Source organism: Pseudomonas syringae pv. tomato str. DC3000 (assembly GCF_000007805.1).
Classification (GTDB): domain Bacteria; phylum Pseudomonadota; class Gammaproteobacteria; order Pseudomonadales; family Pseudomonadaceae; genus Aquipseudomonas; species Aquipseudomonas avellanae.
The window spans coordinates 3,587,646-3,611,181 of the sequence record NC_004578.1; the positions used below are offsets into that span (position 1 = coordinate 3,587,646).

20 protein-coding genes and 3 pseudogenes are annotated in these 23,536 nt (G+C 55.5%); 8 read left to right on the forward strand and 15 right to left on the reverse strand.

Annotated features, from left to right (window positions below; translation table 11 throughout):
* Positions 1 to 186 precede the first annotated feature (186 nt).
* Positions 187 to 1,503: a sensor histidine kinase gene (locus tag PSPTO_RS16505; RefSeq protein WP_011104427.1), complete on the forward strand. Its 1,317-nt coding sequence runs from the start codon at positions 187 to 189 to the stop codon at positions 1,501 to 1,503.
* 196 nt (positions 1,504 to 1,699) lie between these two features.
* On the opposite strand, the gene PSPTO_RS16510 is transcribed toward PSPTO_RS16505, so the two are convergent.
* Positions 1,700 to 2,614 (reverse strand): LysR family transcriptional regulator, encoded by a 915-nt coding sequence (locus PSPTO_RS16510; protein WP_011104428.1) that lies wholly within the window; start codon positions 2,612 to 2,614, stop codon positions 1,700 to 1,702.
* A 160-nt stretch (positions 2,615 to 2,774) separates the two neighbouring features.
* Here PSPTO_RS16510 and PSPTO_RS16515 point away from each other — a divergent pair, with 160 nt between their 5' ends.
* The 3 genes from PSPTO_RS16515 to PSPTO_RS16525 all read left to right on the forward strand — a co-directional run bounded on the left by PSPTO_RS16515 (position 2,775) and on the right by PSPTO_RS16525 (position 6,601).
* Positions 2,775 to 4,331 (forward strand): MFS transporter, encoded by a 1,557-nt coding sequence (locus tag PSPTO_RS16515; protein ID WP_011104429.1) that lies wholly within the window; start codon positions 2,775 to 2,777, stop codon positions 4,329 to 4,331.
* Positions 4,328 to 5,314 (forward strand): LLM class oxidoreductase, encoded by a 987-nt coding sequence (locus PSPTO_RS16520; RefSeq protein ID WP_005766375.1) that lies wholly within the window; start codon positions 4,328 to 4,330, stop codon positions 5,312 to 5,314. The genes PSPTO_RS16515 and PSPTO_RS16520 overlap by 4 nt, the downstream gene beginning before the upstream one ends.
* 75 nt (positions 5,315 to 5,389) lie before the next feature.
* Complete coding sequence (locus PSPTO_RS16525; protein WP_046463419.1) at positions 5,390 to 6,601, forward strand: LLM class flavin-dependent oxidoreductase; 1,212 nt, start codon at positions 5,390 to 5,392, stop codon at positions 6,599 to 6,601.
* Positions 6,602 to 6,650: 49 nt separating this feature from the next.
* Here the strand turns inward: PSPTO_RS16525 and PSPTO_RS16530 are convergent, their stop codons facing one another.
* The 8 genes and pseudogenes from PSPTO_RS16530 to PSPTO_RS16565 all read right to left on the reverse strand — a co-directional run bounded on the left by PSPTO_RS16530 (position 6,651) and on the right by PSPTO_RS16565 (position 13,892).
* A complete protein-coding gene (locus tag PSPTO_RS16530; RefSeq protein ID WP_011104431.1) occupies positions 6,651 to 7,523 on the reverse strand; it encodes a DUF6282 family protein in 873 nt (290 codons plus the stop codon).
* Positions 7,520 to 8,299: a hypothetical protein gene (locus PSPTO_RS16535; protein WP_011104432.1), complete on the reverse strand. Its 780-nt coding sequence runs from the start codon at positions 8,297 to 8,299 to the stop codon at positions 7,520 to 7,522. Before PSPTO_RS16535 ends, PSPTO_RS16530 begins: the two co-directional genes overlap by 4 nt.
* An 86-nt stretch (positions 8,300 to 8,385) precedes the next feature.
* Complete coding sequence (locus PSPTO_RS16540) at positions 8,386 to 9,357, reverse strand: NAD(P)H-dependent flavin oxidoreductase (RefSeq protein ID WP_011104433.1); 972 nt, start codon at positions 9,355 to 9,357, stop codon at positions 8,386 to 8,388.
* Positions 9,358 to 9,437: 80 nt separating this feature from the next.
* Complete coding sequence (locus PSPTO_RS16545) at positions 9,438 to 9,806, reverse strand: antibiotic biosynthesis monooxygenase (protein ID WP_010204289.1); 369 nt, start codon at positions 9,804 to 9,806, stop codon at positions 9,438 to 9,440.
* Between the two features lie 73 nt (positions 9,807 to 9,879).
* A complete protein-coding gene (locus PSPTO_RS16550) occupies positions 9,880 to 10,593 on the reverse strand; it encodes an RraA family protein (RefSeq protein WP_011104434.1) in 714 nt (237 codons plus the stop codon).
* Positions 10,577 to 11,767 (reverse strand): isocitrate/isopropylmalate dehydrogenase family protein, encoded by a 1,191-nt coding sequence (locus tag PSPTO_RS16555; RefSeq protein WP_011104435.1) that lies wholly within the window; start codon positions 11,765 to 11,767, stop codon positions 10,577 to 10,579. The genes PSPTO_RS16550 and PSPTO_RS16555 overlap by 17 nt, the downstream gene beginning before the upstream one ends.
* A pseudogene (locus tag PSPTO_RS16560) lies at positions 11,764 to 12,793 on the reverse strand (aldolase catalytic domain-containing protein). The gene PSPTO_RS16555 and the pseudogene PSPTO_RS16560 overlap by 4 nt, the downstream one beginning before the upstream one ends.
* A 274-nt stretch (positions 12,794 to 13,067) precedes the next feature.
* Entirely contained in the window at positions 13,068 to 13,892 is an 825-nt protein-coding gene (locus PSPTO_RS16565) for a LysR family transcriptional regulator (RefSeq protein WP_046463420.1), read from the reverse strand.
* A 295-nt stretch (positions 13,893 to 14,187) separates the two neighbouring features.
* On the opposite strand from PSPTO_RS16565, the gene PSPTO_RS16570 reads away from it, so the two are divergent.
* The gene (locus PSPTO_RS16570) at positions 14,188 to 15,165 is read left to right on the forward strand and encodes an IS5-like element ISPssy family transposase (protein WP_007247571.1); all 978 of its coding nucleotides are present in this window, start codon (positions 14,188 to 14,190) and stop codon (positions 15,163 to 15,165) included.
* A gap of 256 nt (positions 15,166 to 15,421) precedes the next feature.
* Positions 15,422 to 15,622: pseudogene (locus PSPTO_RS16575) on the forward strand (transposase); the annotation flags it as partial.
* Positions 15,623 to 15,745: 123 nt separating this feature from the next.
* Here PSPTO_RS16575 and PSPTO_RS16580 read toward each other — a convergent pair.
* The 6 genes and pseudogenes from PSPTO_RS16580 to PSPTO_RS16605 form a co-directional block, all read right to left on the reverse strand.
* Positions 15,746 to 15,994 carry a hypothetical protein gene (locus PSPTO_RS16580; RefSeq protein ID WP_080269316.1) on the reverse strand — a complete coding sequence of 83 codons (249 nt, stop codon included), beginning with the start codon at positions 15,992 to 15,994 and terminating at the stop codon, positions 15,746 to 15,748.
* Between the two features lie 15 nt (positions 15,995 to 16,009).
* Positions 16,010 to 16,363, reverse strand: coding sequence for a hypothetical protein (locus PSPTO_RS16585; protein ID WP_052746242.1), 354 nt, complete (start codon positions 16,361 to 16,363; stop codon positions 16,010 to 16,012).
* A gap of 1 nt (position 16,364) precedes the next feature.
* Positions 16,365 to 19,364 (reverse strand): annotated as a pseudogene (locus PSPTO_RS16590) (DUF637 domain-containing protein); the annotation flags it as partial.
* A 297-nt stretch (positions 19,365 to 19,661) separates the two neighbouring features.
* Positions 19,662 to 20,090 (reverse strand): hypothetical protein, encoded by a 429-nt coding sequence (locus PSPTO_RS16595; protein ID WP_044393844.1) that lies wholly within the window; start codon positions 20,088 to 20,090, stop codon positions 19,662 to 19,664.
* Between the two features lie 400 nt (positions 20,091 to 20,490).
* Entirely contained in the window at positions 20,491 to 21,045 is a 555-nt protein-coding gene (locus PSPTO_RS16600) for a DUF2247 family protein (protein ID WP_052507224.1), read from the reverse strand.
* A 3-nt stretch (positions 21,046 to 21,048) separates the two neighbouring features.
* Complete coding sequence (locus PSPTO_RS16605; RefSeq protein WP_044393845.1) at positions 21,049 to 21,342, reverse strand: hypothetical protein; 294 nt, start codon at positions 21,340 to 21,342, stop codon at positions 21,049 to 21,051.
* A gap of 84 nt (positions 21,343 to 21,426) precedes the next feature.
* Here PSPTO_RS16605 and tnpB point away from each other — a divergent pair, with 84 nt between their 5' ends.
* Entirely contained in the window at positions 21,427 to 21,786 is a 360-nt protein-coding gene (gene tnpB / locus PSPTO_RS16610; protein ID WP_003409203.1) for an IS66 family insertion sequence element accessory protein TnpB, read from the forward strand.
* A gap of 17 nt (positions 21,787 to 21,803) precedes the next feature.
* Positions 21,804 to 23,357: an IS66-like element ISPsy5 family transposase gene (locus PSPTO_RS16615; RefSeq protein WP_003409202.1), complete on the forward strand. Its 1,554-nt coding sequence runs from the start codon at positions 21,804 to 21,806 to the stop codon at positions 23,355 to 23,357.
* Positions 23,358 to 23,536 lie beyond the last annotated feature (179 nt).

The window sequence follows — 23,536 nt, forward strand, 5'->3', positions numbered from 1 at the left end:
TGTCGCCATTGATGTGCGCGGTGCTGCTGCGTCGACTGTCGACCTTTTAGAGGGTTCAGGGTCCGCAAGGCGCGCAGGGTCAAAGCCCCGCTTGCGCGTGTTTATTTATGCGTTATGTACCTTGCCGCCCTCTATGAATCATAGGCATCATAAGACCTTATTTTTACCTGATTGCGGTGCGCCCCCATGACCCACCACCCTGCGCCACTTCCTGCCAGCGAGGAAGATCGAGTCCTGTCGCTTGAGCACCTGAAGATACTGGACAGCGCTCCCGAGCAAGACTTCGACGATATCGTGCTGCTCGCCACCACGCTGTGCGATGCGCCTATCGCCCTGGTTTCGCTGGTTGACCGGGAGCGCCAGTGGTTCAAGGCCTGCATCGGCCTTGACGTCAGAGAAACACATCGCGATCTGGCATTCTGTGCGCACGCCATCCTGGAGCCTTCCGATGTGCTGGTGGTGGAAGATGCCACCACTGACCCTCGCTTCAAGGAGAGCCCGCTGGTGCTCGGCCCTCCTTACATCCGGTTCTATGCAGGCGCGCCGATTCGCACCGATGCCGGCCATGCGCTGGGCACTGTGTGTGTGATCGATATCTGGCCGCGAGTCCTGACCGAGCAGCAGCGCCTTGCGCTGCTGGCACTCGCGCGACAGACCGCAGCCTTGATGCAATATCGCCTGCTCACAGAACAACGTGATCAACAGGCTGCGCAACTGGCGCTGGAACTCGACAATGCGCAGCGTCAAAGCCAGAGCACTGAACAGAACCTGCGCGACTCGCAACGAATGTCGTCGCTGGGCATGCTCACAGCCAGCATTGCCCATGACTTCAACAACCTGCTTCAGGCACTCAGCGCCAGCCTGCAACTTATCCGCATGCGCTCACGGCGCCCGACGGATATCGAGACGTTCAGTGATACCGGCCTGCAGGCGGTGGAGCATGGTCGCAAGCTGGTCACCCGCTTGCTGAGCAGCGTCAGCCAGGACGGTCCGGAACTGATCTGCATCGATGTCAGTGAAAAGCTGGATGCCGCCCGAGACCTGCTGCAGCGCTCGGCAGCCGATCAACTGGAACTGTCGTTTGACCTGCGCGCAAGGGGCTGGGGCGTCTTGTGTGCCGAGGCCCAGTTGCACACCGCAGTGTTGAGCCTTCTGACCAGTGCCCGTGATGGCATGTCGGGGCCGGGCAAGGCCCACATCGCCACCCGCCTGGAGTCGGTGGAAGAGGATCCGCGTCTTCAGGATGGTGATTATCTGGTGCTCAGCGTGGCTGACGACGGCCCGGGCATGACTGCTGACATTCAAGAGCAGATATTCGACCCTTTCCTCACCAGCAAAAAGTCCGGTCAGGTAACAGGTACGGGGCTGGCTCAGGTACAAGAGTTTGCGGTAGGCGCAGGCGGCGGCGTACGCGTGGAAACACTCCCGGGGGGCGGTACAACGCTGCATCTCTATTTGCGCGTACTCGGGCAGATCAATGTGCCGAACGCGGCCCAGGGATAGCTCGCGATGATGCGCCACCCACGGCATTCCTGCGCGGGATAATCTCAACTATCGTGCGACGCTCTGCGTCGGCATGCCTTTCTGGACGCTCTGCGTCCTATCCTGAATGCGCGGCACAAATCTGTGACGCGCAGCGCCACGAAATGCACTCCCAGTCGACGCCATCCGGTGCGTCGGCCCTTTCCCACGGCCTTCTTTAAGATCGGCCTTCCTGACCAACCCTCGCAGGCGCAAACAAATTCGCGTGCATGAAGTCGATAAACACCCGCAAACGCACGGAAAGATGCTTGCTCGATGCCCAGAACAATCTGAAGCTCCCGGTGTGCAGAGTGTAATCAGACAATATCGGTATCAATTCACCTTTGCGGATGGCAGAGGCCAGCATGAAATCCGGCAGGCAGGTAATGCCCAGGCCTGCTCGCGCAACTTCGACAAGCACTTCGGTGGTATTGCACACCATGGTCTGCGGCAACTCGAAATCCTCGGATCCGGGCTCACGACGCAGCGGCCAGTGTTCAAACTTTCCGGTGGAGGGAAACTTGTGCTGCAAACAGGCGTGATGTATCAGGTCGGCAGGCTGTTCAGGCAGTCCATGCCGGGCAAAATAATCCGGTGAGCCGACAATGCACAACTGAAAACTGCCCATTCTTTTCGACATGAGCCTGGAATCGCTCGGTTCTCCGGTGCGCAGGACAACGTCAAATCCCTCGTCGATGATATCGACCATACGGTCTGAGAAGTCGATGTCCAGCTCAATCTCGGGATAGGTGCGCATGAACTGGATAACGACCGGCATTACCAGCCCGAAAACCAATGGCACGCTGATACGCAGCCGGCCTTTTGGCAAATCCCGGGCATTGCTCAGCTCCAACTGCGCGGCGTCCAGCTCCGACAGAATGCGTCTGCAGCGATCGAGAAATATCGACCCCTCAAGCGTCAAGGCAATGCTGCGGGTGCTGCGATGAAAAAGCCGCACGCCCAGGCTTTCCTCCAGACGACCGACACTCTTGCCCACACCCGATGAAGAAATACCCAGGCGCTTGCCCGCCAGGGTAAAACTTCGTGTTTCTGTGACCAGCACAAACAGCGCAATGCTACCGAGCGATTCCATTGCCTACTCCCTTATTAAGGACAGCCATGTCCTGAACGTTCGGAACATAAGCACTGTTTTTGTTTGCAGGCGCAACCCCTAATCTCCTCGCAGGGCAAGTGCCCTTGGATAACTGCGTGCAGCGCCGAAAAATCGCGCACATCTCACAGGGAAATTGCACATGACTTCAGCAAACAACGTTCAGGCGTCGTCCAAAGCCAGGCGGTGGGGACAGTTGTTTGCCGCCTGCCTGACCGGGATCCTCATCCCCTTGTGTTTTACCGGCCCCGCCGTGGTCTTGCCGTCGATCAACCAGGCGCTGGGCGGGTCGGCGGTCGAGCTGACCTGGGTCATCAACGCTTACATCCTCACGTACGGCAGCGCCATGATGGCCGCCGGGAGCCTGACCGACATTTATGGCAGAAAGCGGATATGGCTGATTGGCCTGGTGATATTCGTCGTGTCCACCAGTGCCATTCCAGCAGCGTCATCTGTTGTGCAGATCGATGTACTGCGCCTGATTCAAGGGCTGGGTGGCGCCGCAGCGTTTGCCGGGGCCATGTCGTCGCTGGCGCAGAGCTTTCATGGCGCTGATCGCACCCGGGTGTTCAGCCTGCTGGGCACCACGTTTGGCATCGGCCTGGCATTCGGCCCCCTGGCGGCCGGCGCGCTGGTGGATTCGGCAGGCTGGGAATGGTCATTTCTGGCCACCGCACTGATTGGTGCACTCGGCTTTGTACTGGTGCTGTTCAGCGCGACCGAATCCCGAGACCCGGAGGCCCGAGGCATGGATTGGCCGGGCGCGATCAGCTTCACCGCGGCACTGACCCTCTTCACCTACGCCATCCTGCTTGCCCCGGAAGACGGCTGGGCCCATCCGCAGGTCTGGGGCGGCATCATCGGCTCAATCGTGCTGTTGTGGATCTTTATCGTGGTCGAACGTCGCACCGCCCGACCGATGCTGGACCTGTCGCTGTTCAAGAGCCCGCGTTTTGTCGGCGTGCAGATTCTCGCCGCCAGCCCGGCATTTTTCTTCGTGATCCTGATCATCATGCTGCCGGCCAGGTTCATCGGCATCGATGGCCTAAGCGCTCTTGAAGCGGGACAGATGATGACCGCGCTCGCCGCACCGTTGCTGATTGTGCCGATGCTTGCGGCGCAGCTGGCGCGGCGCTTCACCTCCGGCGTGCTGTCGGGCGTGGGGTTAGTGCTGGTGGCAGCGGGCCTGGCCTGGCTAGCGCTGGTGCTGGACAGCGGTGCGACCCGCATGGCCCTGCTGCCGATGGCGTTGATTGGTATCGGTATCGGCCTGCCCTGGGGTTTGATGGATGGCATGGCGGTCAGTGTCGTGGAAAAGGAACGGGCTGGCATGGCGACCGGCATTTTCAATGCGGTGCGTGTTTCAGCTGATGGCATCGCCATCGCGCTGGCCGGTGCGCTGCTCGCGACGTTCATTCAATGGAGTTTGTTCGGCGCGCTGAATGGCGTCGCGCCTGAGGTTCTGACCGAAGCGGCCAATCGCGCGGCGCTGGGCGATCTGCAAAGTGCGGTTGATGCCCTCCCCGGCCAGTCGGACCTGCTGCATCAGCATTACGCCACGGCCTTTCGCAACCTGCTGTTCATCCTCAGTGTCGCCAGCTTGCTGACCGCCGCAGCGGTTTTCACGCTGCTGGGCCGTGTGCATGCCCACGAAGAGCTGCCGCAGGACTCTTCCGGTCTGGCGGGGCAAACCAAATGATCCAGGACAAGCCACTCAACCTGCACAAATCGGGGGCGCACTCGGCGTTTTCGAAGGTTTTCGCACCCGGCCATCTTACCTTTGGACTGATTGCGCCGCTGGAGGGTTATCCGAACTCGGCAGTGCCGACCATGGACGACCATATCGCACTTGCGGTACAGGCAGACAAGGCGGGTTTTGCCGCCCTGTGGCTACGCGATGTGCCCATGCTCGATCCGGCGTTCGGCGACGCCGGGCAGATCTTTGACCCGTTCGTGTACGCCGGGCTGCTGGCGGGTGTCACCCAACGAATATGTATCGGAACCGCGGGCATCGTCATGACACTGCGTCACCCGCTGACCGTGGCCAAACAGGCCTGCAGTCTGGACGTGCTGCTCAAGGGGCGCTTTTTGCTGGGGCTGTCTACCGGTGACAGACCCAGTGAGTATCCGGCGTTCGGGCAGGATTTCGATACACGAGCCGCACGTTTCAGAGAATGCGTCGAGATTCTACGCGCAGTGACAGAACACTCTTTTCCCCTGTTGACCACGCAGCACTACGGGCAATTGAACGGTGAGCTGGATCTTCTGCCCAAACCCTGGAGCGGACGACTGCCGATGCTGGCAGTCGGTCGCTGTGGCCAGGATATAAAGTGGCTGGCAAACCACATGGACGGCTGGATATGGCACCAGAGCGGCTTCAATACATTGCCTGAGGTCATCGACCACTGGCGTGAATCCAACGTGCAGAAACGCTTCAAACCCTACGGTTATGCGACATTTTTTGATCTAGACGACAACAAGGATGCCCCCATGACCGTTGGGCGCGGCATCAGTACAGGGCGAAACGCGCTCATCAGGTTGTGGGAGCGCCAACGAGAAGAAGGCGTCTCGCATGTGGCGTTGAACCTGAAACCTCTGAAGCGCCCCGCCAAGGAGGTGTTACAGGAGCTGGAAGAGTACGTATTGCCGTATTTTCCTACACGCCGGGGTAATCCGGTCTGAACGCAGTACTGTCTGACTCCACGTTGACTATCGCGCTGTGCTTCGTGGCAGAAACAGGGAAGAACTTCATAAAAAATGACCTGGGAGGTCACCATGCGTGCTGAAAAAAATTACCCGATAAAAACCAATCCCATGCGTAGCAGCCGCAACAAGATGCAGCTCGGTGTTTTTTCCACCAACACGGAAGGAGGCTGCACAGTCACCAATGCGCCGGAACGCCTGCGTGGAGACGATTGGACGGGCAATCTGGAAATAGCCAGAATGGCAGACAGTGCAGGCTTTGAAGCATTCATACCGGTAGGCCGCTGGAAAGGTTTTGGCGGCGAGAACAATACCGGCGGCATCTGCTTTGAAACCTACACCTGGGCCGCCGGCATTGCAGCCTTGACCGATCAGATCGCAGTGTTTACCACTTCGCACCTGCCTACGGTACATCCGCTCTTTGCCGCCAAGCAGGCGGTGACGATCGACCATATCAGCAGCGGTCGTTTCGGGCTCAATATCCTCTGCGGCTGGTATGGCGCCGAGATGCGCATGTTCAATGGCCACATGCTGGAACACGATCAACGTTATGACTACGCAGAAGAATGGCTGCACATCGCAAAAAGTGCCTGGGAACAGCAAACACCATTCGATTTCAAAGGCGATTATTTCAATATTTGCGACGCCATTTCGCAACCCCGACCGCTCAACAAGCCTTATTTGATCAACGCAGGTGGCTCACCGCGCGGCAAACGATTCTGTGCAGAACACTGCGACGCGGCTTTTCTGATCATCAAACATCTGGACGGCGAAGACGCGGTGCGTCAGCAGATCGCGTCTTACAAGGACGTCGCCAAGCTTGAGTTCGGGCGGGATATAAAAATCTGGTGTTACGGCTACGTGGTGCAAAAAGACACCCAGACACAAGCCGATGCCTACCTCGATTATTACGCCACTCAACTGGGCGATGATGAAGGGTGCGACATCATTACCCGCGAACTGGGTATCCAGACGGGCATATTCACGCCAGAAGACGCTGAACGTTTCCGCTTTCACTTCAAGGCAGGTTTTGCCGGTGTACCGCTGGTGGGCACGCCGCAACAGATCGTGGAACTGCTGCAGAAATACGCCGACTGGGGTATCGACGGGATTGCACTGACCTGGCTTGATTATCATCAGGGCATCAAGGACTTCGTCGCGCAGACATTGCCGTTGATGGAGGTGGCTGGCCTGCGCGAACAACGTGCTGTAGAAACATTGGCCTCCCCTGTTGCGGTCATCTCAGCAGCAGAAGAAACAGCCTGATAGAAAAACTCCCCGGGGCCGGATCCGGGGAGTCTTGATGCGTAGCCAGTCAAACAGCCAACATGCGCCGGGGGTTTGAAAGTGTCACTTCGCGCCGGCGCGCCTGGCTGAGGCCAAATGCCTCGAACCAACCTTCGCTCAATGAAAGCCACTGCGACACATCAACCTGACTGGTCTGCCCAAGATCAGAGCTGTACACCACATTGGCAACCTCGCTCAGCACCGCGCTGAAGTCTTGCTTATCCTGATAGCCCAGCAAGTAGGTGAGCGCCGTCTGCTCGATGAAGATATTCGGCTCGCGCCCCCACGCCACAAAGTCCTCAGCCTTCAAGCCGGTGAGCGGATTGGCCGGCTGATTGAGCATCAACCTTGGCACTCCCATGCGAATCGCTTCGTCCACCAACAGCCTGACTTCATGCGCGTCGGCATGCCCTGTCGAAATGACCAACGGGTAGTCACAGGCCATTTTCAGAATATCCAGTGCCTGAGGAGTGAGTCGCCCGTTTTGCGACGTCACCCGCGCGGGCTTGATCGGCTTGCTCTGCAAGATCGGATGGCTCGGGCTGCGGACCAGCGTGCTGGTATGTTTCCTGCCGGTGACCGTCGGAAAATGGACGATGAACCGCTCTGATTCGTCGCCGCGCATGCACAGGCTGCGCTCCACAACACGGTGGTCAACGCCTCCGGCTATCTCGTTGAGCACCAGCGACCCACTGACCGGAAACCCCGCCTGACGGGCCTCCCACGCCTGAGCAGCCGTGCAGCCCAGATGATTCTTCAGCACCACCCTGCCCTGCGCCTTTGCGTAGCACCGGCCGGCTTCCATTGCGCCGTGACGGCGAATGAAGGCATCCGGGTTGGCGTGATAATGCACGTCGATAAAGCGCGTGCTCGGGCCTGGTTCATCAACGGGCGTGGTCATTTCGCCAGCTCCGGCGCGCGGATCAGGAACCTGTCGATGCCTTCCAGCACGCGCCTCAAATCATCGGTCAGTGGGCGCATGCCGCCATCAATTACGCACAACGAGTGCTGATTACTGCCTTTGGTGCGCAGCACATGGTCGGCGCCAACCAGTTGTGATTTGCCACCAAATACGCTCAGCACACGGCCCTCATAGTCGCAAAGACGCTCACTGACATTCACGCCGTCGAGCAGTCGAAAACCACGCACCAGACGCCGCCCCTGGGGTGCCAGCAGCGCGTCAGTTTCAGTGTCGAACCGGTCTTGTTCAGCGTGTGCCTGGCCTTCGGGCAAAACCAGCTCGTCAAGCAAGCGTTTCGCCTGCCTGACGTGACCCTGTTCGGCGAGGTCCGCCATGCGCCCAAGCCTTGCATCCAGCAGTGCGTCGGCTTTTGACGGGGAAGAAAGCAACAGTAAGGCAGGGGTCACAGACAAAAACGAAATACCGGCCAACGCCTGCGCCAGCGCACCGCCCAAGGCGACACCGACCAGCACATCCGGTACGCCCCAGGGTTCGAGTGCATCAGCCCAACGCTCGGCAAAACCGCTGAAACACTCGTCTGGCACGGCAGGCAGTGACAGGGAATCGAACACCGTCACCTGATGACCAGAACGGATAAAATGCTCGATCAGCGGCCCGGCGAACGCGCCTTGATCCCACACCGGCATGACCGGTGACAGCACAAATGCCCGGGCTTGCCCGTGACCGAAGGTCTGGTGCGTGATGTGGCAACTCATGGTGCTTGCTCCTGCAATAAATAAAAGACCCACTCAGGCAAGCGGGTCTGATCGACGATCCTTATCACTTGAAGAATGATCACCCTTTAACGAAATGCGCGAAGACGCTCGATGCTGTCGGCATAACCGCGCAAGGTCGATTCCATAATCAGCTGCGCGGGCTGTATGTCCTTGATCAGGTCTGCAACTTCGCCGGCCCAGATGGCTTTGACACTGACGTCATCGTCAGCCATCGCCGTCTCGTACTCGACGTGCAGCCGATCAACAGACGCTGCAAATGCCTGCTCTTCACCGACCCAGGCCGCCGAGAAGTCATTGGCGATCGCCCTGCCCTTGTAACCTTCGGGCCACTCGATGCCGCGCACCTGATCAAACAAACGGGTTCTGACCGTATCGCTTGCCACCGCCTGCACCACACGCTGCTTTACCCGCGCCGACGGCAACGCCTCCTCGGAGGCCAGAAACCGCGTCCCCATCATCACGCCATCCATGCCCAGCGCCAATGCGGCCGCCATGCCACGACCGTCGGCAATCCCGCCAGCACCGATGAGCACTACGGCATCGCCCACGGCATCGCGGACCGCCGGGAACAGCGGTAATGAAGAGCGATGCAAACCGTGCCCACCGGCTTCGGCCCCCTGCACGATCAAGGCGTCCGCGCCGGCGTCCAGCGCGTAATGCGCCTGATCGACATCGTGCACCTGGACGATAACCCTGGCATTGGCCCGCTGAATGGGCTTGATGAAAGGACGTACATCGCCAAACGATAACGCGATCACATCGGGACCGTATTGCAGCGCCAGATCAAGCAGTTCAAAACGCCGGGCCACAGTAAACATCACCAGACCCACGCCCCAAGGCTGCTTGACGTCGCGCATCAACTCCAGTTCACGCGCCATCCACTGAGGATCACCATAGCTGGCGCCCACCAGACCAAGCCCGCCGGCTCTGGAAACCGCAGCTGCCAGACGCCCGCCCGACGCACCGCCCATGGGCGCCAGCGCCAGGGGACAGTCGATCCCCAGCAACGCAGTCATTGCCGTATTGAGTACGCTCATAACGTCATCCTTTTTTATAAACGCGAGTGGCTGTGCCAAGAGCATGGCGAGAACCTCCATACTCCCGAACAGCAGGCGGATCAGGCTACTTTTTGCAAGGCCGTTGCCGGGGTGATGTATTCGGCCACGCTGTAGAGGTGGTACTCCCAAGTGCCGATTTCTTTCAGGCGCGAATACCGTGACAAGAACTCGTTATCGGTGAACAGCGATTCAAACTGGCTGCGGTCGCTCCATTGCGCCTGGTTAATAACCGTCTTGCCGTCGGTACTTTTCATCAGCCGGCTCCACTTGAAAGCGCTGTACGTACGCGCGACGTAATTGACGGTCTCTTCAAGAATTTCAATGGCGGCGCCCTGAAAGTTCTCGTTGACGTGGACGACATTGACCAGATAGACAGCGTTATCGTCAGTCACGGATTGAGCGTCGAACAATTCCATTTTCATGATCATCTTCCATTCATTTATTCGGATAAAAGTTGATGCCGTGGGTGGCACCGGTAAGGCGGCGTTTTCGCGTTTTGAGCTACGACGGCACTTGCGTACCACCGTGTTCAGCCTCGCTCAACCAGGGCTGGTCGTAGCGGTATGTCATTCGCGCCTGCTCAAGTGTCGAACCGGAGGATATGGCTTCGATGATACGGCGCTCGGTCTGCTCTACGGCCCTGGCACGCAGCACCACTTCGGCCGCCAGTTGCTGCGGGACCACAACACAGCCGCTGCCGTCACACACCATCAGGTCTCCCGGCTGAATGGTGATGCCATCTATAACGAGCGGCACCTGGACGGCCTTGAGTTGTGTACGGTTCTTCGCCGACTGCATGAAACGTCCGCGACTGAACAACGGGTAGTTGCAGTTGATAACGGTATCGATATCACGTGCAACGCCATCTATAACCGTGCCTTTGATGCCGTTGGCCAAGGCAAAGTGGGTCATGATGTCACCCCACACCGTGCAGTCATGACGTCCCGAATTCGAAGAGACAATCACAGAACCGCTCGGCACTTGATCAATATAATTGGCAGCCCCTCTGAACCCTTCTGACGCATCAACCGGTTGGTACTGCACCGTGAAGGCGATACCGACGCAGCGTGTGCCCGGTACTTGCGAAGCAATGCCCGGCAGTCCGCCGTCGATGCCAAGGCTGTCCAGTGCGTCAGACAACGATGCCGTGTCCAGATGCTCGCATTCATCGAGCACGCTCTGCGCGATAGGCGTGTATTCAAAGGGCACTGACATGGCGTTCTCCTTGAGCAGACCGGGAACGCTCACGGCGGTCAACCAACAGCCCCTGCAACTCCACACACTGTTGAACAATGGCCTCGCCCACCTGGCAAGTGGTATGAGAACCGCCCAGGTCATAAGTGCGCACCGCCGAGCGAGCGACCAGACTGACCGCACGGGTAATGCAATCCGATTGGGCCGGATAACCCAAGTGTTCCAGCATCATGGCAATGGCCAGAAACATCGCGCTCGGGTTGGCTTTAGTCAGCCCCGCATGGGCGGGTGCGCTGCCATGTACCGGCTCGAAGTAAGCACCGGAGTTGCCAAAGTTGCCGCTGGGCGCAAACCCGAGCCCTCCCATCACACCGGCCCCCAGATCCGAGAGGATGTCACCGAACATGTTCTCGGCAACAATCACGCCAAAGCGCTCGGGTCGTTGAACCATCCACAGGGCAACGGCATCGACATTCTCGATAGCGCCGGTTATATCCGGGTAGCGCTGCGCTGTTTCTTCGAAAATCACCCGGGCAAAAGCGCTGCTGTGGCGAAGCACCATCGGCTTGTCGACAAACGTTACGCGAGAGAAATTGTTATTCCGTGCATAGTCAAAAGCGTATTCGAAAATACGCGTCAAGCCGCTGCGCGTCTGCAAGCGCAGGGTAACGGTCGCATCCTCCTGCCCGGCTCTTTGCCAGGCAGCGCCCAGTGCTTCGCGCGCTTCAAGCAAGGGCACGAGCGCGTCCGGAATACGCCCAAAGTCCAGCCCAGCATAAAGGCCTTCGGTGTTTTCTCTGATCACCACAAAGCGAAATCTGTTTTCGCCGGTCATGTCGGTCACCGGGCGAACATTGGCGTACAGGTCAAGATTCTGCCTGAGCTGAATGACCGGGCTGACATACCGGCGGCTGTGGCCCTGAAGTGGCAGCGGCAGTTCGGCCTCGGCTTCCGCCAGAGGCTTGCTGGTGATCGCGCCCAGCAGCGTCGCATCACAGCTGGCCATAACCTTCCAGGTGTCGTCCGGAACGGTTTCGCCTTCGCGCCTCCAGCATTCCCAGCCGATGTCGGCGTGCAGCAGGTCAAAAGGCAGGCCCAGCGCAGCGATCACCGGCAAGGCAGCCTCCATGACTTCAACACCAATACCGTCGCCGGGCAGCACGCAAATGCGTTTGCGAAGTACTTGCGCACTCATCTCGACACCTCCAGTACCGATCTGGACGGTTTGTTGAACACCGGTGGCAACGTCGCCCGTGGTGCCAGACGCGCAATCTGATCCTGCTGATGCATGACTTCGAGCGCACGGTACTCGGACGTCAACTGAAAGCGCTCGAGGGTTTCCTGTATCCGCTGCCGAACATCGAAAGGGAAGTTGTAAGTACCCAGGACGATATCCATGAACGGGCTGGGCATATTGCTCTGCGGTACCAGGCTGGCGATGGTCTCGGACAACTCGATAACCTTCACCAGGTCATAACCATGGCTCACGCCCACCCGCTCCAGGTAAGCAACGAGCATGCTCAAATGCAGATTGCCAGCACCTTTGCCCATGCCGCAGACGGAAGTGTCGATATATTCAGCACCCGCCTCGACCGCCGCTGCTGCATTGGCCAGTGCCAGCGACAGGTTGTTGTGCGCATGAAACCCCAGTGGCACGACAAGCCTGCTTGAAAGACGGCTGAACAGACGATGCACATCTGTGGGCAGCATATGGCCGTTGGAATCGGCGCAACAGATGATGTCCGCCCCCGCGCCTTCTGCGCGAACCGCCGTATCAATGACTGCGCCCGGGGTTTGCGATGTCACATGGGTTACATTGGCGCTGACACTGAACCCATGATCACGCGCCAGCGACACGGTAGTCAGGCCGTCGTCCAGTTGCTCGCGGCGCAGACAGACCCGAATCATCGAAACGCCCTGCTCTCTAAGCATGGCAAAGTCGTCTGGCGATACATTTCTGGGGTGGACCATGACTGCCAGCTCTATTCGACCGCGTGACGCCTCCCTGATCGTCTGGATGTAACGCGCGGCCACATCGCTGGTAAGACCATGCCCGGCCTGAGGGGAAAACGAGCCCCTTGCAGTAGCCTATTTCACACAGATCAACTCCCGCATCTGCGAGCCCCGTTGTAATAACCCGCGCCTGATCGTCAGTGAAGTCAAAGTTATTTCGATATCCGCCATCACGCAAGGTGACGTCGAGAACTTTTACGTTCGCCATGAGAATCTCCAGCTGCCCTTGTGGAGTAACCAATGCGCTTGAACTGACCATTGCCACTGCATTTTTTATAGTTATTCAACAGCACCAATACCGATCAAACGTTATCGAGCCGACTCCTGAACGCCTCGGAGTTGCGAACTGTGTTTTTCGCAACTCGGTATTGATACTCGTCAAAACGTTCAACCGTGTAAATTGGCGATCAATAAGCGGTGGGTGTGAATTTTTTCACATCACGGGCCTTTCAGGCTTGCCTTATTACCTCGTCGCCATGGCTTCAGCGGTAGCAGCTTTCCACGTAATTCATCGCCGCCTGAATAGACGCGACTGAACGCAGGTCTTCATGAACACCCAGCCACACATCAACCTCCAGCGGCCTGGACAGTTCAAGCCGGCAAAGGCGCGGGTTTTGTTCGACAGCAAAATCGGGCAGCAACGCAATGCCCACACCGGCCTCTGCGGCACGGATCTGCAACTCCACTGTCTTGGCTTCCAGCACAAACGGACGCGCGCCGACAATAGTCCTGAGCAGCACATTCTGGCTGGCAGTCATCACCTCACTGTCGTAGCCAATGAACTCATAATGCTCAGCGAGCCGTTGCTCAAGATAAAAATTCGAACAGTAAAATGAAAAAGACGCCGTCCCGATACGCCGCGCAACAATGCCGTTTTCGACAGGTCTGGAAAAACGAATGCACAGGTCTGACTGGCAACTGGATAACGACGAATACTGATGATCACCCAACAGCCGCAACACAATGCCAGGGTGCATCGCCCGAAACGCCCCCAACTGCGGCACCAGCTTTTCGATAGCAACCGATGAGGGCGCGCTGATCGTGACCTCGGTCGCAGGCGCGTCCTGAGCCGCCACGGCGAGCCTGCCAATGGCTTCGGCCTGCTCTTCAATGCGTCGGCCAATGACGGCCAGTTTCCGGCCATCATCGGTCAATTCGTAGAGGCGCTTGCGGCGGTCGACGAGTTTGACGTTCAGGGATTTTTCCAGAGAAGCGATGCGGCGCGAGACAGTGGCGTGTTCGACCCCTGACTTTTTCGCCGCGCCGCTCAGCGATTTAACCGCGGCGAACGTCAGAAAATAACGCAAGTCCTCCCAGTCGAAAGAAGTTTTAGGGCTATGTCTATCGTTAAATCCACATGAAGCAGGCCTATCTAACGAAATCAACGCCATTCAGTATTGTCCTTGTGTGATAGGTGTTGCTGGGGACTTCCGTTGTGAATCCGAGTGGTGTTTGGCTTGCTGTTGTTGAGTGCTGATAATTTTTATGGGGTTTTAGGGAGTGTTGATCTGGATCATTTTATTAGCTTAGGCGTTAAGGAAACTCTGAAAAAGGTTTCCTGATTTGGCAAAATACCCCAACACCTTTCACCGAGCTTCCCTGATGAAACAGATGACCTTCGCCGATGCCGAGTACGCGGGTAAACGTAAGCATACCCGCCGCGAGCGCTTTCTCATCGAGATGGATCAGGTTGTGCCCTGGAAAGGCTTGATTGCCCTTATCGAACCACATTATCCAAAGGGCGAAGGTGGCCGTCCGGCTTATCCGCTGATGGCGATGCTGCGTATTCACCTGATGCAGAACTGGTTTGGTTACAGCGATCCGGCGATGGAGGAAGCACTTTACGAGACAACGATCCTGCGCCAGTTCGCAGGGTTGAGTCTGGATCGAATCGCCGATGAAACCACGATTCTCAACTTCCGGCGTCTGTTGGAAAAGCATGAGTTGGCAGGCGGGATTTTGCAGGTCATCAATGGCTATCTGGGTGATCGAGGTTTGATGCTGCGCCAAGGTACGGTGGTCGATGCGACGATCATTCATGCGCCGAGCTCGACCAAGAACAAGGACGGCAAACGCGATCCCGAAATGCATCAGACGAAGAAAGGAAACCAGTATTTCTTCGGCATGAAAGCGCATATCGGCGTCGATGCCGAGTCGGGTTTAGTCCATAGCCTGGTGGGTACTGCGGCGAATGTGGCGGACGTGACTCAGGTTGATCAATTGCTACATGGTGAGGAAACCTATGTCAGCGGTGATGCGGGCTACACCGGCGTGGACAAGCGTGCGGAGCATCAGGATCGTCAGATGATCTGGTCAATTGCGGCCCGCCCAAGCCGTTATAAAAAGCATGGCGAGAAAAGTTTGATCGCACGGGTCTATCGCAAAATCGAGTTCACGAAAGCCCAGTTACGGGCGAAGGTTGAACATCCGTTTCGCGTGATCAAGCGCCAGTTTGGTTATACGAAAGTCCGGTTTCGCGGGCTGGCTAAAAACACCGCGCAACAGGCTACTCTGTTTGCCTTGTCGAACCTTTGGATGGTGCGAAAACGGCTGCTGGCGATGGGAGAGGTGCGCCTGTAATGCGGAAAAACGCCTTGGAAAGGTGCTGTTTGAAGGAAAATCGATGAGTTAAGAGCGGAAAACGTCTAATTATCTGATCGGGCGAGCTTTTTTTGAACCTCAGGCCATGAGAGCGTCAAAAATCGATGCCTACTTCAGACCTTCCTTAAGGGTGTTGTTGATTGAGGATATGCGTTTGGATGTTTCAGGACAGAAATGTCCGGGTTTGTTTATCGCTGTTTTTTTGGTGTGATCCAGCTACGGCGCCATCCCACACAAACCCCGGCCTGGCTTACCCCGACTTTTTGATCGTCCAAAGTATCGGCAGCGCAACATCATTGAGCGGATGTTTGGCTGGCTAGAAGAGAACCGCCGAATCGGCACTCGCTACGACAAACTGACCAAGAGCTACGCAGCCATGGTCGCGCTGGCCTGCGGCCTACGTTGTATGCGGCAATACTTTTCGTACGAAACCTAACACTACCATTCGGCATATCGGTAGTGAAAACCGGAAAAATGTTTTTTGCACCAAAAAACCAGTCTTTATAGCTTGCAAAAACACCGGCGCTGCGCCGGTGCCGGGAGTGTCACTTTAGTAAAGTCAACTTAACTCAATTGATTTCAACTGCCCTTCCTCATCACACAAAATAACGACTGTGCCGTAAGGACAATCCAAAGTTATTACTTTATTCTTATACTCTTCATCAGCAACCCCAGATGCCTTGCGAGTAGAGCTGTCAAATCTAATCTCCAGATAGTAGCCCTGCCCATTATATTGCTTTGGCAAGGCATCTTTATTGCCTTGCGCAGACAGAATTTTTTGAATTTCCTCAATATGAATTGAAGCCACAACCCCTCCGATAGCTTAAGGTAACGGGACGAAATCGCCTTTACCTAACAAATTTTTAACTTGATTAGGTCTAATTGGGCCAACAGAAATAATCTTCATCTCATCTCTTGGCACCGTAATTCGAATCAGCTTTCCTTCAACTTCTTGAATCACATTGATATGCCCTGTCCTTGCGTCCATGAACCGAGTAGCGCCAGGATTATTAGCAAGCTTCTGTAAGGCATCGGCATCAAGCTTTCCTGCAAGTTGCCCCATTCGAGGCTCGTTGAGCTGACCAAAGACACGATCGGCAATTGAGAAGTTGTTTGCTGATCCTGAGGCTTCGCCTGTTCCTTTTGCACCTTGCAGATAATCTACAGCCTTTTGCACTCTAGTCAACGCCAGCGCTTCTGCTGGCTGTAGAACCGCATTTGTAGTTGGCTTGCCCCCCCACTGCCGCGCCTGCCATCAACCCGAGTCGCTGATCGACGGAAGCCCAGTCCTTGATAACCTGGTTCAGGTTTTTCAGCGTGCCCAGTGAGCGCTCCATCAAGAGCTGTTTGTAACCTTCGCAAGCACTCGTAGGGCAATTCATGTCCAGGATTGAACCCAGCGAATCCAGAACTCGATCTCTAGTCTCTCTTGCACGCTGGGATCCAGCTATGTCGTTGGCGTATTGAACGTTTGCTTGGCTGTCCTCATCAAACTTGCCCTGCTCCCATTTTTCTCTCGCACACTTGTCAGTATCGCAGCCAAGCATTTCTTTTATAAACGCTTCTTTCTCACTGTGCTCAAGGTAATTGAAGGTCGTGGCCTGCTGAGCAACCCAACCGGCGACGGCTTGGTCTTTATCAGTCCCACCCGCGGCGGCCGCAACTGTTAAGCCAACTAGCTGTGAGGTCATTGCCAATAGTTTATCGTGGGATTCCCCTACAAAAATCTTGTCGCCCACCAAATTTACAAATGCTTCATTCGCTCCAGCAGCCAAGGCTCCAGAACGGAAATCACCGCCAGCAAGCTCAGCGATCAATCCGCCAACAAGAGCGTGCGCAGCCAGCTTTGAGGGAAGCCCTGAAAACTCCAATTTTGTTCCCAGCTTGTTGTAGATACCTGCTGACATAGCATCTGCGGCAGAACTGATTGCAGCTTGGGCAAGATTATCCGTCAGGCTTCCCCCATTTATTGCAGTATTTGCTGCAGCGCTGAACCCTCCTTGCGCAAGCGTATAACCTGCATAGTTTGTAAAACCATCGACACTTCCCAGATCAAAGCCATGAGTTGCTTTCGCTGTGTTTTCTGGAGAAACACCATATGCAGGGTCAAGAATTCCCGCGGCAAACCCAGCCGCCAGCCCACTTACCAAGTAGCCTTTCATGCTTTCAGCAGATGTCACATCTTTCAGCGCTGCGCCAAGGTTACCTTTATTATTAACTGTGCTTATCACTGCCTGAGAGGTGGCGGACGTTAACCCTGCTACAACTGCAGCGTTTACAGCAGTACCTATCAACGAATCATGTACTTCTTTGACCTGCCGCCAATCCACGTCACCGCGCAGCTCTGCCTCCTTGAGCCACGCCAGTTGCGGATCCGCTTTGACCATTGCATCAATAGTCTGACTAACGCTTTGCTGGTCAACCTGCTTGATGTCGATTTTCAGACCTTCCACGGCCCGGATTGCCAACTCGCCCTTGGCCACCAATTCGCTCTGGCGCAGGGTTTCGTCGGTGTTACCCTTGCCTTTACTCGAGTTCCAGGCGAGGTCACTTTTGCTCTTCTCGTGACTCTCCTGATGCAGGTCCTTCACGCCCTCAAACGTAACCGCACCGCCACTATCAATCGTCAGGTCCTTGCCGCTCTCAAGCTTCGCAACTTGATACTTCTGATCTCCGCCGCTCGCCAGCAACAAGTCACCACCCGTGGTGATCTCACTGCCGATGTTTTTCACATCAGTGATTTCGTCACGCTTGGTTTTCTTTGCCCCAAAACTCCCCTTCTTCTTTTTGTCGTACAGCGAATAATCACTGTCCTGCGCAGCCAAAATATCCAGCTGATCGCCGGCTACCAGATACGCCTCTTTCCCGGCCGTAATACGGCTGGAGATCACCGCAAGGTTCTGCCCAGCCTGCAAGGCAACGCTGCCGCCTGCATCAAGATCAGCAGCGATCTGGCTGACGTGGTCTTCCTGGCGGGTCAGTTTTTTGCTTTTCGACAGGGAGTGTTCTTCGTCCGCCGCCGAGCTGATGGTGAGGTTTTCGGTCGCGGCCATGGCGATGTCGCGTTTGGCGTCGATCTGGCTGGCGATGACGGAGATGTCGCGACCGGCCTGAACAGTCAGGTCGCGACCGGCACTGGCGGTGGAGCCCAGTTGGGTGATGTCGCTGCTGTTGTGTTTGCTGTCCGAGAACAGGCTGTTGGTGACTTCGGTCGGGGCGATGGTGACGTCGCGTCCGGCCTGGATGCTCATGTCGCGGCCGCTTTCCAGCACGCTGCCTTTGTTGATGACGTCGCGACCCGCCGAAATGCTCATGTCATTGGCGGCTTCGATGCGCGCGGCACTGTCGGCGAACTCGTTGTGGCGCTGACCGCGCGCACTGTTGTCCATCGAAGTAATGCTGCGCTCATTGATCACATCGCCATTGATGGCGGTCAGTGAGACATCACGGCCTTTGATGATGCCGCCAGCGGTGTTGATCAGGTCATTACCCGCCAGCAGGTCCAGACGGTTGCCAGCCTCTATCAGCCCTGTGTTGACCAGGTTGTTGCCCGCCACTGCCGACAGATTATTGGCTGCACGCAAGGTGCCGACGTTGTCGAGGTTTTGCCCGGCAATCAGCGAGACGTCGTTACCGGCAATCAACGCACCGGTCGGACCAAGGCGACCGTCGGCCTGAGCCAGATAGAGAACAGGCACCAGTACCATTTCGCCATTCACTTCATGCTCTTCGAGCCAGACGATGTCGTGGGTCAGTGCAGCGACTTGTTGTGAACTCAGCGATACGCCGACCGCCAGGTTCAACTGCTGTTTGCTGGCGATGGCGTTGTTCATCAGGTACTTGAACTGGGCCTCGTTTGAGGTTTGGCCGTCGATGAACGCCTGCCCGGTTCGGGCTACGACTGCCTGCTGGACGAGGCGCTGTTCATACAAACCATCGCCCAGACGCTTGGCGCTGACTTCCGGGTCGTAGCCCAGACCTGCCAGCAGGTAATCCGAGCTCAGGAACTGCTTGAGTTCGGTGAGGACCGGGTTGGTTTCGATCAGGTATTTTTGCGGTTTGGAAACAAAGTTGCTGCTGGGCAGGCCTTCTACTCGGGTAACAGTTTGCGCTGCGGCAGAAACGGCCGAGGTAATGGCACTGGCTTGCGCCACGGTGACGGGCTGAGTGCTCGTATTTTGTGTAGTGCTGACAGGGTTGGTCTGAGTATGTTCAGATCATTGCCAGCATCAAGCGTCGAGGCCCGGTTGGTTGTCTCGACCACATGCTGGATAGTACCTTGCTTGCTGTTGCCAAATTTCCCATCGCCCGTCGGGTCCGACAGGAACTGCGACGTGCTGTCTTCGGTAATACTGCCCGTTGATCACATTGTTAGTCGGCTAACTGAGTAAGGGCTCTCCGCGTCCACGTCAAGTACTCAGGCGCTCATCAATGGCCGGCCAGACCCAGCCAACTCAACTTACACTAATTCAAGCTTAAGTCTTGGGAATGTCGACATATACACATTCAACACATGCCTTTTTTTGAAACTCATCAAAATCTGGAACGTAAAACCTTATCGTCTCATTTATAGTGCTAAATCCTGTTCCATCGTCATCGGCGATCAAAGGCTGGCCTATGGCGACAAAAAATAGCTCTAACTCTTCAACATTATTACCGAGCAATTGCTTTCCAAAATAATAAAACTCAGCTTCTGGATGGTAAAGCTGAACACCTTTTACCTCATCATCAGCTTCATACCATACTTTAACAGCTGCTCCACCAAACACATCTGTAGAATTTTCTGAAACCTGGGTCTTAGGAAATGTTTTATAGTCTCCTCCCAGTTTTTTTCTCACAGTACTTCTAAGACGAGCATTTTTAAAAATAGTCAGACCATCGAATTCACTATACTCAAACCGCATATAAGCCACCTTGATATAAATTGATCAAAGACCAAAGATTCTGCACAACACTTCATTTTAGCTATAGCAGCATCGTATCTTTTACCAAACTTATAATATCATGGCGGTCGCAGGGGCCGAGTGCAACACAATCACTGAGTTAAAGGCCGCCCAGCATTGTGCCCGCCCATCACCTCTACTATTTCAATATTAAATTTAAAACCATAGCGCTACGGGGTCGAATATAGTTTGATAAGAAATAGCGTCCAGCCATACCCAGCCTCGCTTCAAAAAGCCGTTCCCTTTGGCAGGTATGGGCAGTTTTCGTTGCTACCGCGTCGTCAAGGGTTGTTCAGCTTGCGTCAACAAGCCATTCCTTAGCTTTCTCTCTTATGCACTCACCGAGAAAATTTTCAGCGTGCTATGTTTTTACTTCAAACACGCCGGCCATGCGCTTCAAATAACTTTGCCAATTACAAAAAATCCTTTCAATATTTTGCTGACTAGTATTCTCTTCAGGCTTGTATCCATCCTGTGACGGCATATAACGCACAAAACCTTCTATTTCAAAAGGAAAACCAAAGTCTTCATAAATCAACTCTACCACCCCAAGAGGATCGTCGATGTTATTCTTATTTTCAAATAGCCATTTAAGAGCAATAAATAACCATTTTTTTTGCGAATCTAAGCCAAGCCGCTCATCTTCCTGCTCAGCGAGAGAGCGCAGTTTTTTTTCAACCTCCTGAACCTCAAATTCACCCAAAAAAATCAGCTCTAGCTCCCATGGATGGCTTGCCCCCTTAGACACACTAAAGTTTGCTAACCCCACAACAAAATCCCACCCTACCAGCCCTCTCTCATAACCCCAAAGCGTATCTCGCCAGCATAAAAAAACACAATCATAGATAAACAAGTCTGGAACCATAGGAAAATGCATATCACCCCACCTTGGGTGGACGTTGATTTGGAATACCATTTATCAATCCATTCTGATAAATCTCTGATGAGTCACACGACCTGCCGGGTCAAGAATATACTCATATATGCCTAACTTCCCATTGAGGCCACCCAAGGTTTGCAACAAAGTCCTGTCAACCCCGTCATTACCTGTCAGTGTGAAAGCTTTACCTGCAGCAAGCTGCTCCTTTGTAAGATAGCTAGCCGCAATGTGTGACATGTCATCCTTTAGGCCGCTGCCTATACGATTAGCGGACACTATTCTATCGGCAACGCTATTTATATCTTTTGCACTATCCTCGACACCCTGATTCATCGTATCCGATCCACGAACCCCACATTTCAAGCCACTGGCTGACGCCTGATGCTGTGCTCCCGTTTTCTTTCAGGAGCCAGCACCATGATGCGACCCGACGCCAAAGTCGAGAAAGTCTACCTCTATCCCAAACCCGTGGATTTCAGAAAATCCATCGATGGCTTAGCTGCTTTGGTCGAGTTGGATATTAAAGTGGCGGTCTTTGATCCGGTGCTCTTTGTCTTTCTCAACAAATCCCGGAATCGAGTGAAGATTTTGTATTGGGAGCGTAACGGCTTCTGCCTTTGGCTCAAGCGTCTCGAGTCCGAGCGTTTCAAAATCTCGCCAGATGATGTCGACGAAGCCATTGTGCTGACGGTTCAGGAATTGAATTGGCTGCTGGATGGATTTGATCTGTGGCGCAACCGTCCTCATAAGATTTTGACTCCAAGGTTTGTTGCCTGACGGGTATAATCCAGGGCATGCGACCATTGCCCGACAACCTTCCTGACGATCCCGTATTGCTCAAACAGATGCTGCTTGAGAGCTACGAAGCACGCTCGCGCGAACAGGAAGTTAAAGACGCCTACGCCACTCACATCGTTGATCTCAAAGAGCAGATCAAGCTGCTGCGTGACCGTATTTTTGGTCGAAAGTCCGAACAAACCGTCGAGCCTAATACCCCTCAACTTGCCTTGTTCAATGAACCTGAAAGCGAGCCTATGCTCCCGGTCGGCGATGCTGATGAGGAAGTAGTTGCTCCTGCGCCACGCCGTGGCAAGCGCAAGCCACTGTCGGCTGATCTGCCGCGCATTGAAGTCATCCACGAGCTGCCCGAACACGAACTGACCTGTGCCTGCGGTTGCCGCAAGCATGTCGTCAGCGAGGAAACCAGCGAGCAACTGGATATCGTGCCGATGCAGATTCGGGTGATCAAACACATCCGCAAAGTCTACGGCTGTCGTGGCTGTGAGTCGGCACCGGTCACAGCCGGCAAGCCTGCGCAGTTGATTGAAAAGAGCATGGCCAGCCCCAGCGTGTTGGCCATGCTGCTGACCACCAAGTATGTCGACGGCTTGCCGCTGCATCGTTTTGAAACGGTGCTAAGCCGACATGGCATAGAAATCCCGCGTCAAACGTTGGCCCGCTGGATTATCCAGTGCGGCGAACATTTGCAGCCGCTGTTAAATCTGATGCGTGATCGATTGCTGGAAAGCCCGGTCATCCACTGTGACGAAACCCGCGTTCAGGTACTGAAAGAACCAGATCGAGACCCGACCAGCCAATCCTGGATGTGGGTACAGGCCAGCGGGCCTCCAGATCATAAAGTCGTATTGTTCGACTACACTTCCAGCCGCGCGCAGGACGTACCGTTACGGCTGCTGGAAAGTTATCGCGGCTATGTGATGACTGATGATTACGCGGGCTATAACGCGCTGGCGTTACAACCGGGCGTGGAGCGCTTGGCGTGTATGGCCCATGCGCGGCGCAAATTTGTCGAAGCACAAAAAGTGCAACCTAAGGGCAAGACCGGGCGTGCCGATATCGCGCTGACGATGATCAATAAGCTGTACGGTATCGAGCGCGAATTGAAAGACGGCAGCGACGAACAGCGCTTTACCGGTCGGCAGGAGAAAAGCCTGCCAATCTTGGCTCAGTTGAAAAGCTGGCTGGATAAAACTCAGTCCCACGTGACGCCGCAAAGCGTGCTGGGCAAGGCAGTTGGTTATCTGGCGAATAACTGGAGTCGGCTGAAGCGTTACGTGGAAGCCGGCTTTTTACCGATCGACAACAACCCGGCAGAGCGCGCAATAAAGCCGTTTGTTATTGGGCGCAAAGCCTGGCTGTTCAGCGACACGCCTAAAGGCGCCACCGCCAGTGCACAGATCTATAGCTTGGTCGAGACCGCCAAGGTCAACGGCCAGGAGCCCTATACGTGGCTGCGCCACGTACTGGAGAGGTTGCCACTTGCGCAGTCGGTGGCCGACTATGAGGCGTTGCTGCCGTGGAACTGCTCACCGGAAATGCCAAGATAAACGGAAGCCGCATCTGATGGTAGGTGTGGTTGGTGGATCGCTTACGATTCATCACTCCCGGCGCGGGAAGCTCAACAACAGGCCTCGAATAATCAATAGGCGTCTGATCAGCAATCTGACTACCACCCGTCGAACTTATCCCAGCAGGCGTCGCTCCAGCAGCATACCCGCCGCTATTA

Bases quoted from the DNA above. Each gene is read 5' to 3' on its own strand.
- PSPTO_RS16510 (WP_011104428.1), bottom strand. From the start codon at position 2,614: ATGGAATCGCTCGGTAGCATTGCGCTGTTTGTGCTGGTCACAGAAACA.
- PSPTO_RS16615 (WP_003409202.1), top strand. From the start codon at position 21,804: ATGCGACCATTGCCCGACAACCTTCCTGACGATCCCGTATTGCTCAAA.
- PSPTO_RS16530 (WP_011104431.1), bottom strand. From the start codon at position 7,523: ATGACCACGCCCGTTGATGAACCAGGCCCGAGCACGCGCTTTATCGAC.
- PSPTO_RS16545 (WP_010204289.1), bottom strand. From the start codon at position 9,806: ATGATCATGAAAATGGAATTGTTCGACGCTCAATCCGTGACTGACGAT.
- PSPTO_RS16515 (WP_011104429.1), top strand. From the start codon at position 2,775: ATGACTTCAGCAAACAACGTTCAGGCGTCGTCCAAAGCCAGGCGGTGG.
- PSPTO_RS16570 (WP_007247571.1), top strand. From the start codon at position 14,188: ATGAAACAGATGACCTTCGCCGATGCCGAGTACGCGGGTAAACGTAAG.
- PSPTO_RS16595 (WP_044393844.1), bottom strand. From the start codon at position 20,090: ATGCGGTTTGAGTATAGTGAATTCGATGGTCTGACTATTTTTAAAAAT.
- PSPTO_RS16525 (WP_046463419.1), top strand. From the start codon at position 5,390: ATGACCTGGGAGGTCACCATGCGTGCTGAAAAAAATTACCCGATAAAA.
- PSPTO_RS16540 (WP_011104433.1), bottom strand. From the start codon at position 9,357: ATGAGCGTACTCAATACGGCAATGACTGCGTTGCTGGGGATCGACTGT.
- PSPTO_RS16535 (WP_011104432.1), bottom strand. From the start codon at position 8,299: ATGAGTTGCCACATCACGCACCAGACCTTCGGTCACGGGCAAGCCCGG.
- PSPTO_RS16605 (WP_044393845.1), bottom strand. From the start codon at position 21,342: ATGAATCAGGGTGTCGAGGATAGTGCAAAAGATATAAATAGCGTTGCC.
- PSPTO_RS16555 (WP_011104435.1), bottom strand. From the start codon at position 11,767: ATGAGTGCGCAAGTACTTCGCAAACGCATTTGCGTGCTGCCCGGCGAC.
- PSPTO_RS16550 (WP_011104434.1), bottom strand. From the start codon at position 10,593: ATGTCAGTGCCCTTTGAATACACGCCTATCGCGCAGAGCGTGCTCGAT.
- tnpB (WP_003409203.1), top strand. From the start codon at position 21,427: ATGATGCGACCCGACGCCAAAGTCGAGAAAGTCTACCTCTATCCCAAA.
- PSPTO_RS16520 (WP_005766375.1), top strand. From the start codon at position 4,328: ATGATCCAGGACAAGCCACTCAACCTGCACAAATCGGGGGCGCACTCG.
- PSPTO_RS16600 (WP_052507224.1), bottom strand. From the start codon at position 21,045: ATGGTATTCCAAATCAACGTCCACCCAAGGTGGGGTGATATGCATTTT.
- PSPTO_RS16505 (WP_011104427.1), top strand. From the start codon at position 187: ATGACCCACCACCCTGCGCCACTTCCTGCCAGCGAGGAAGATCGAGTC.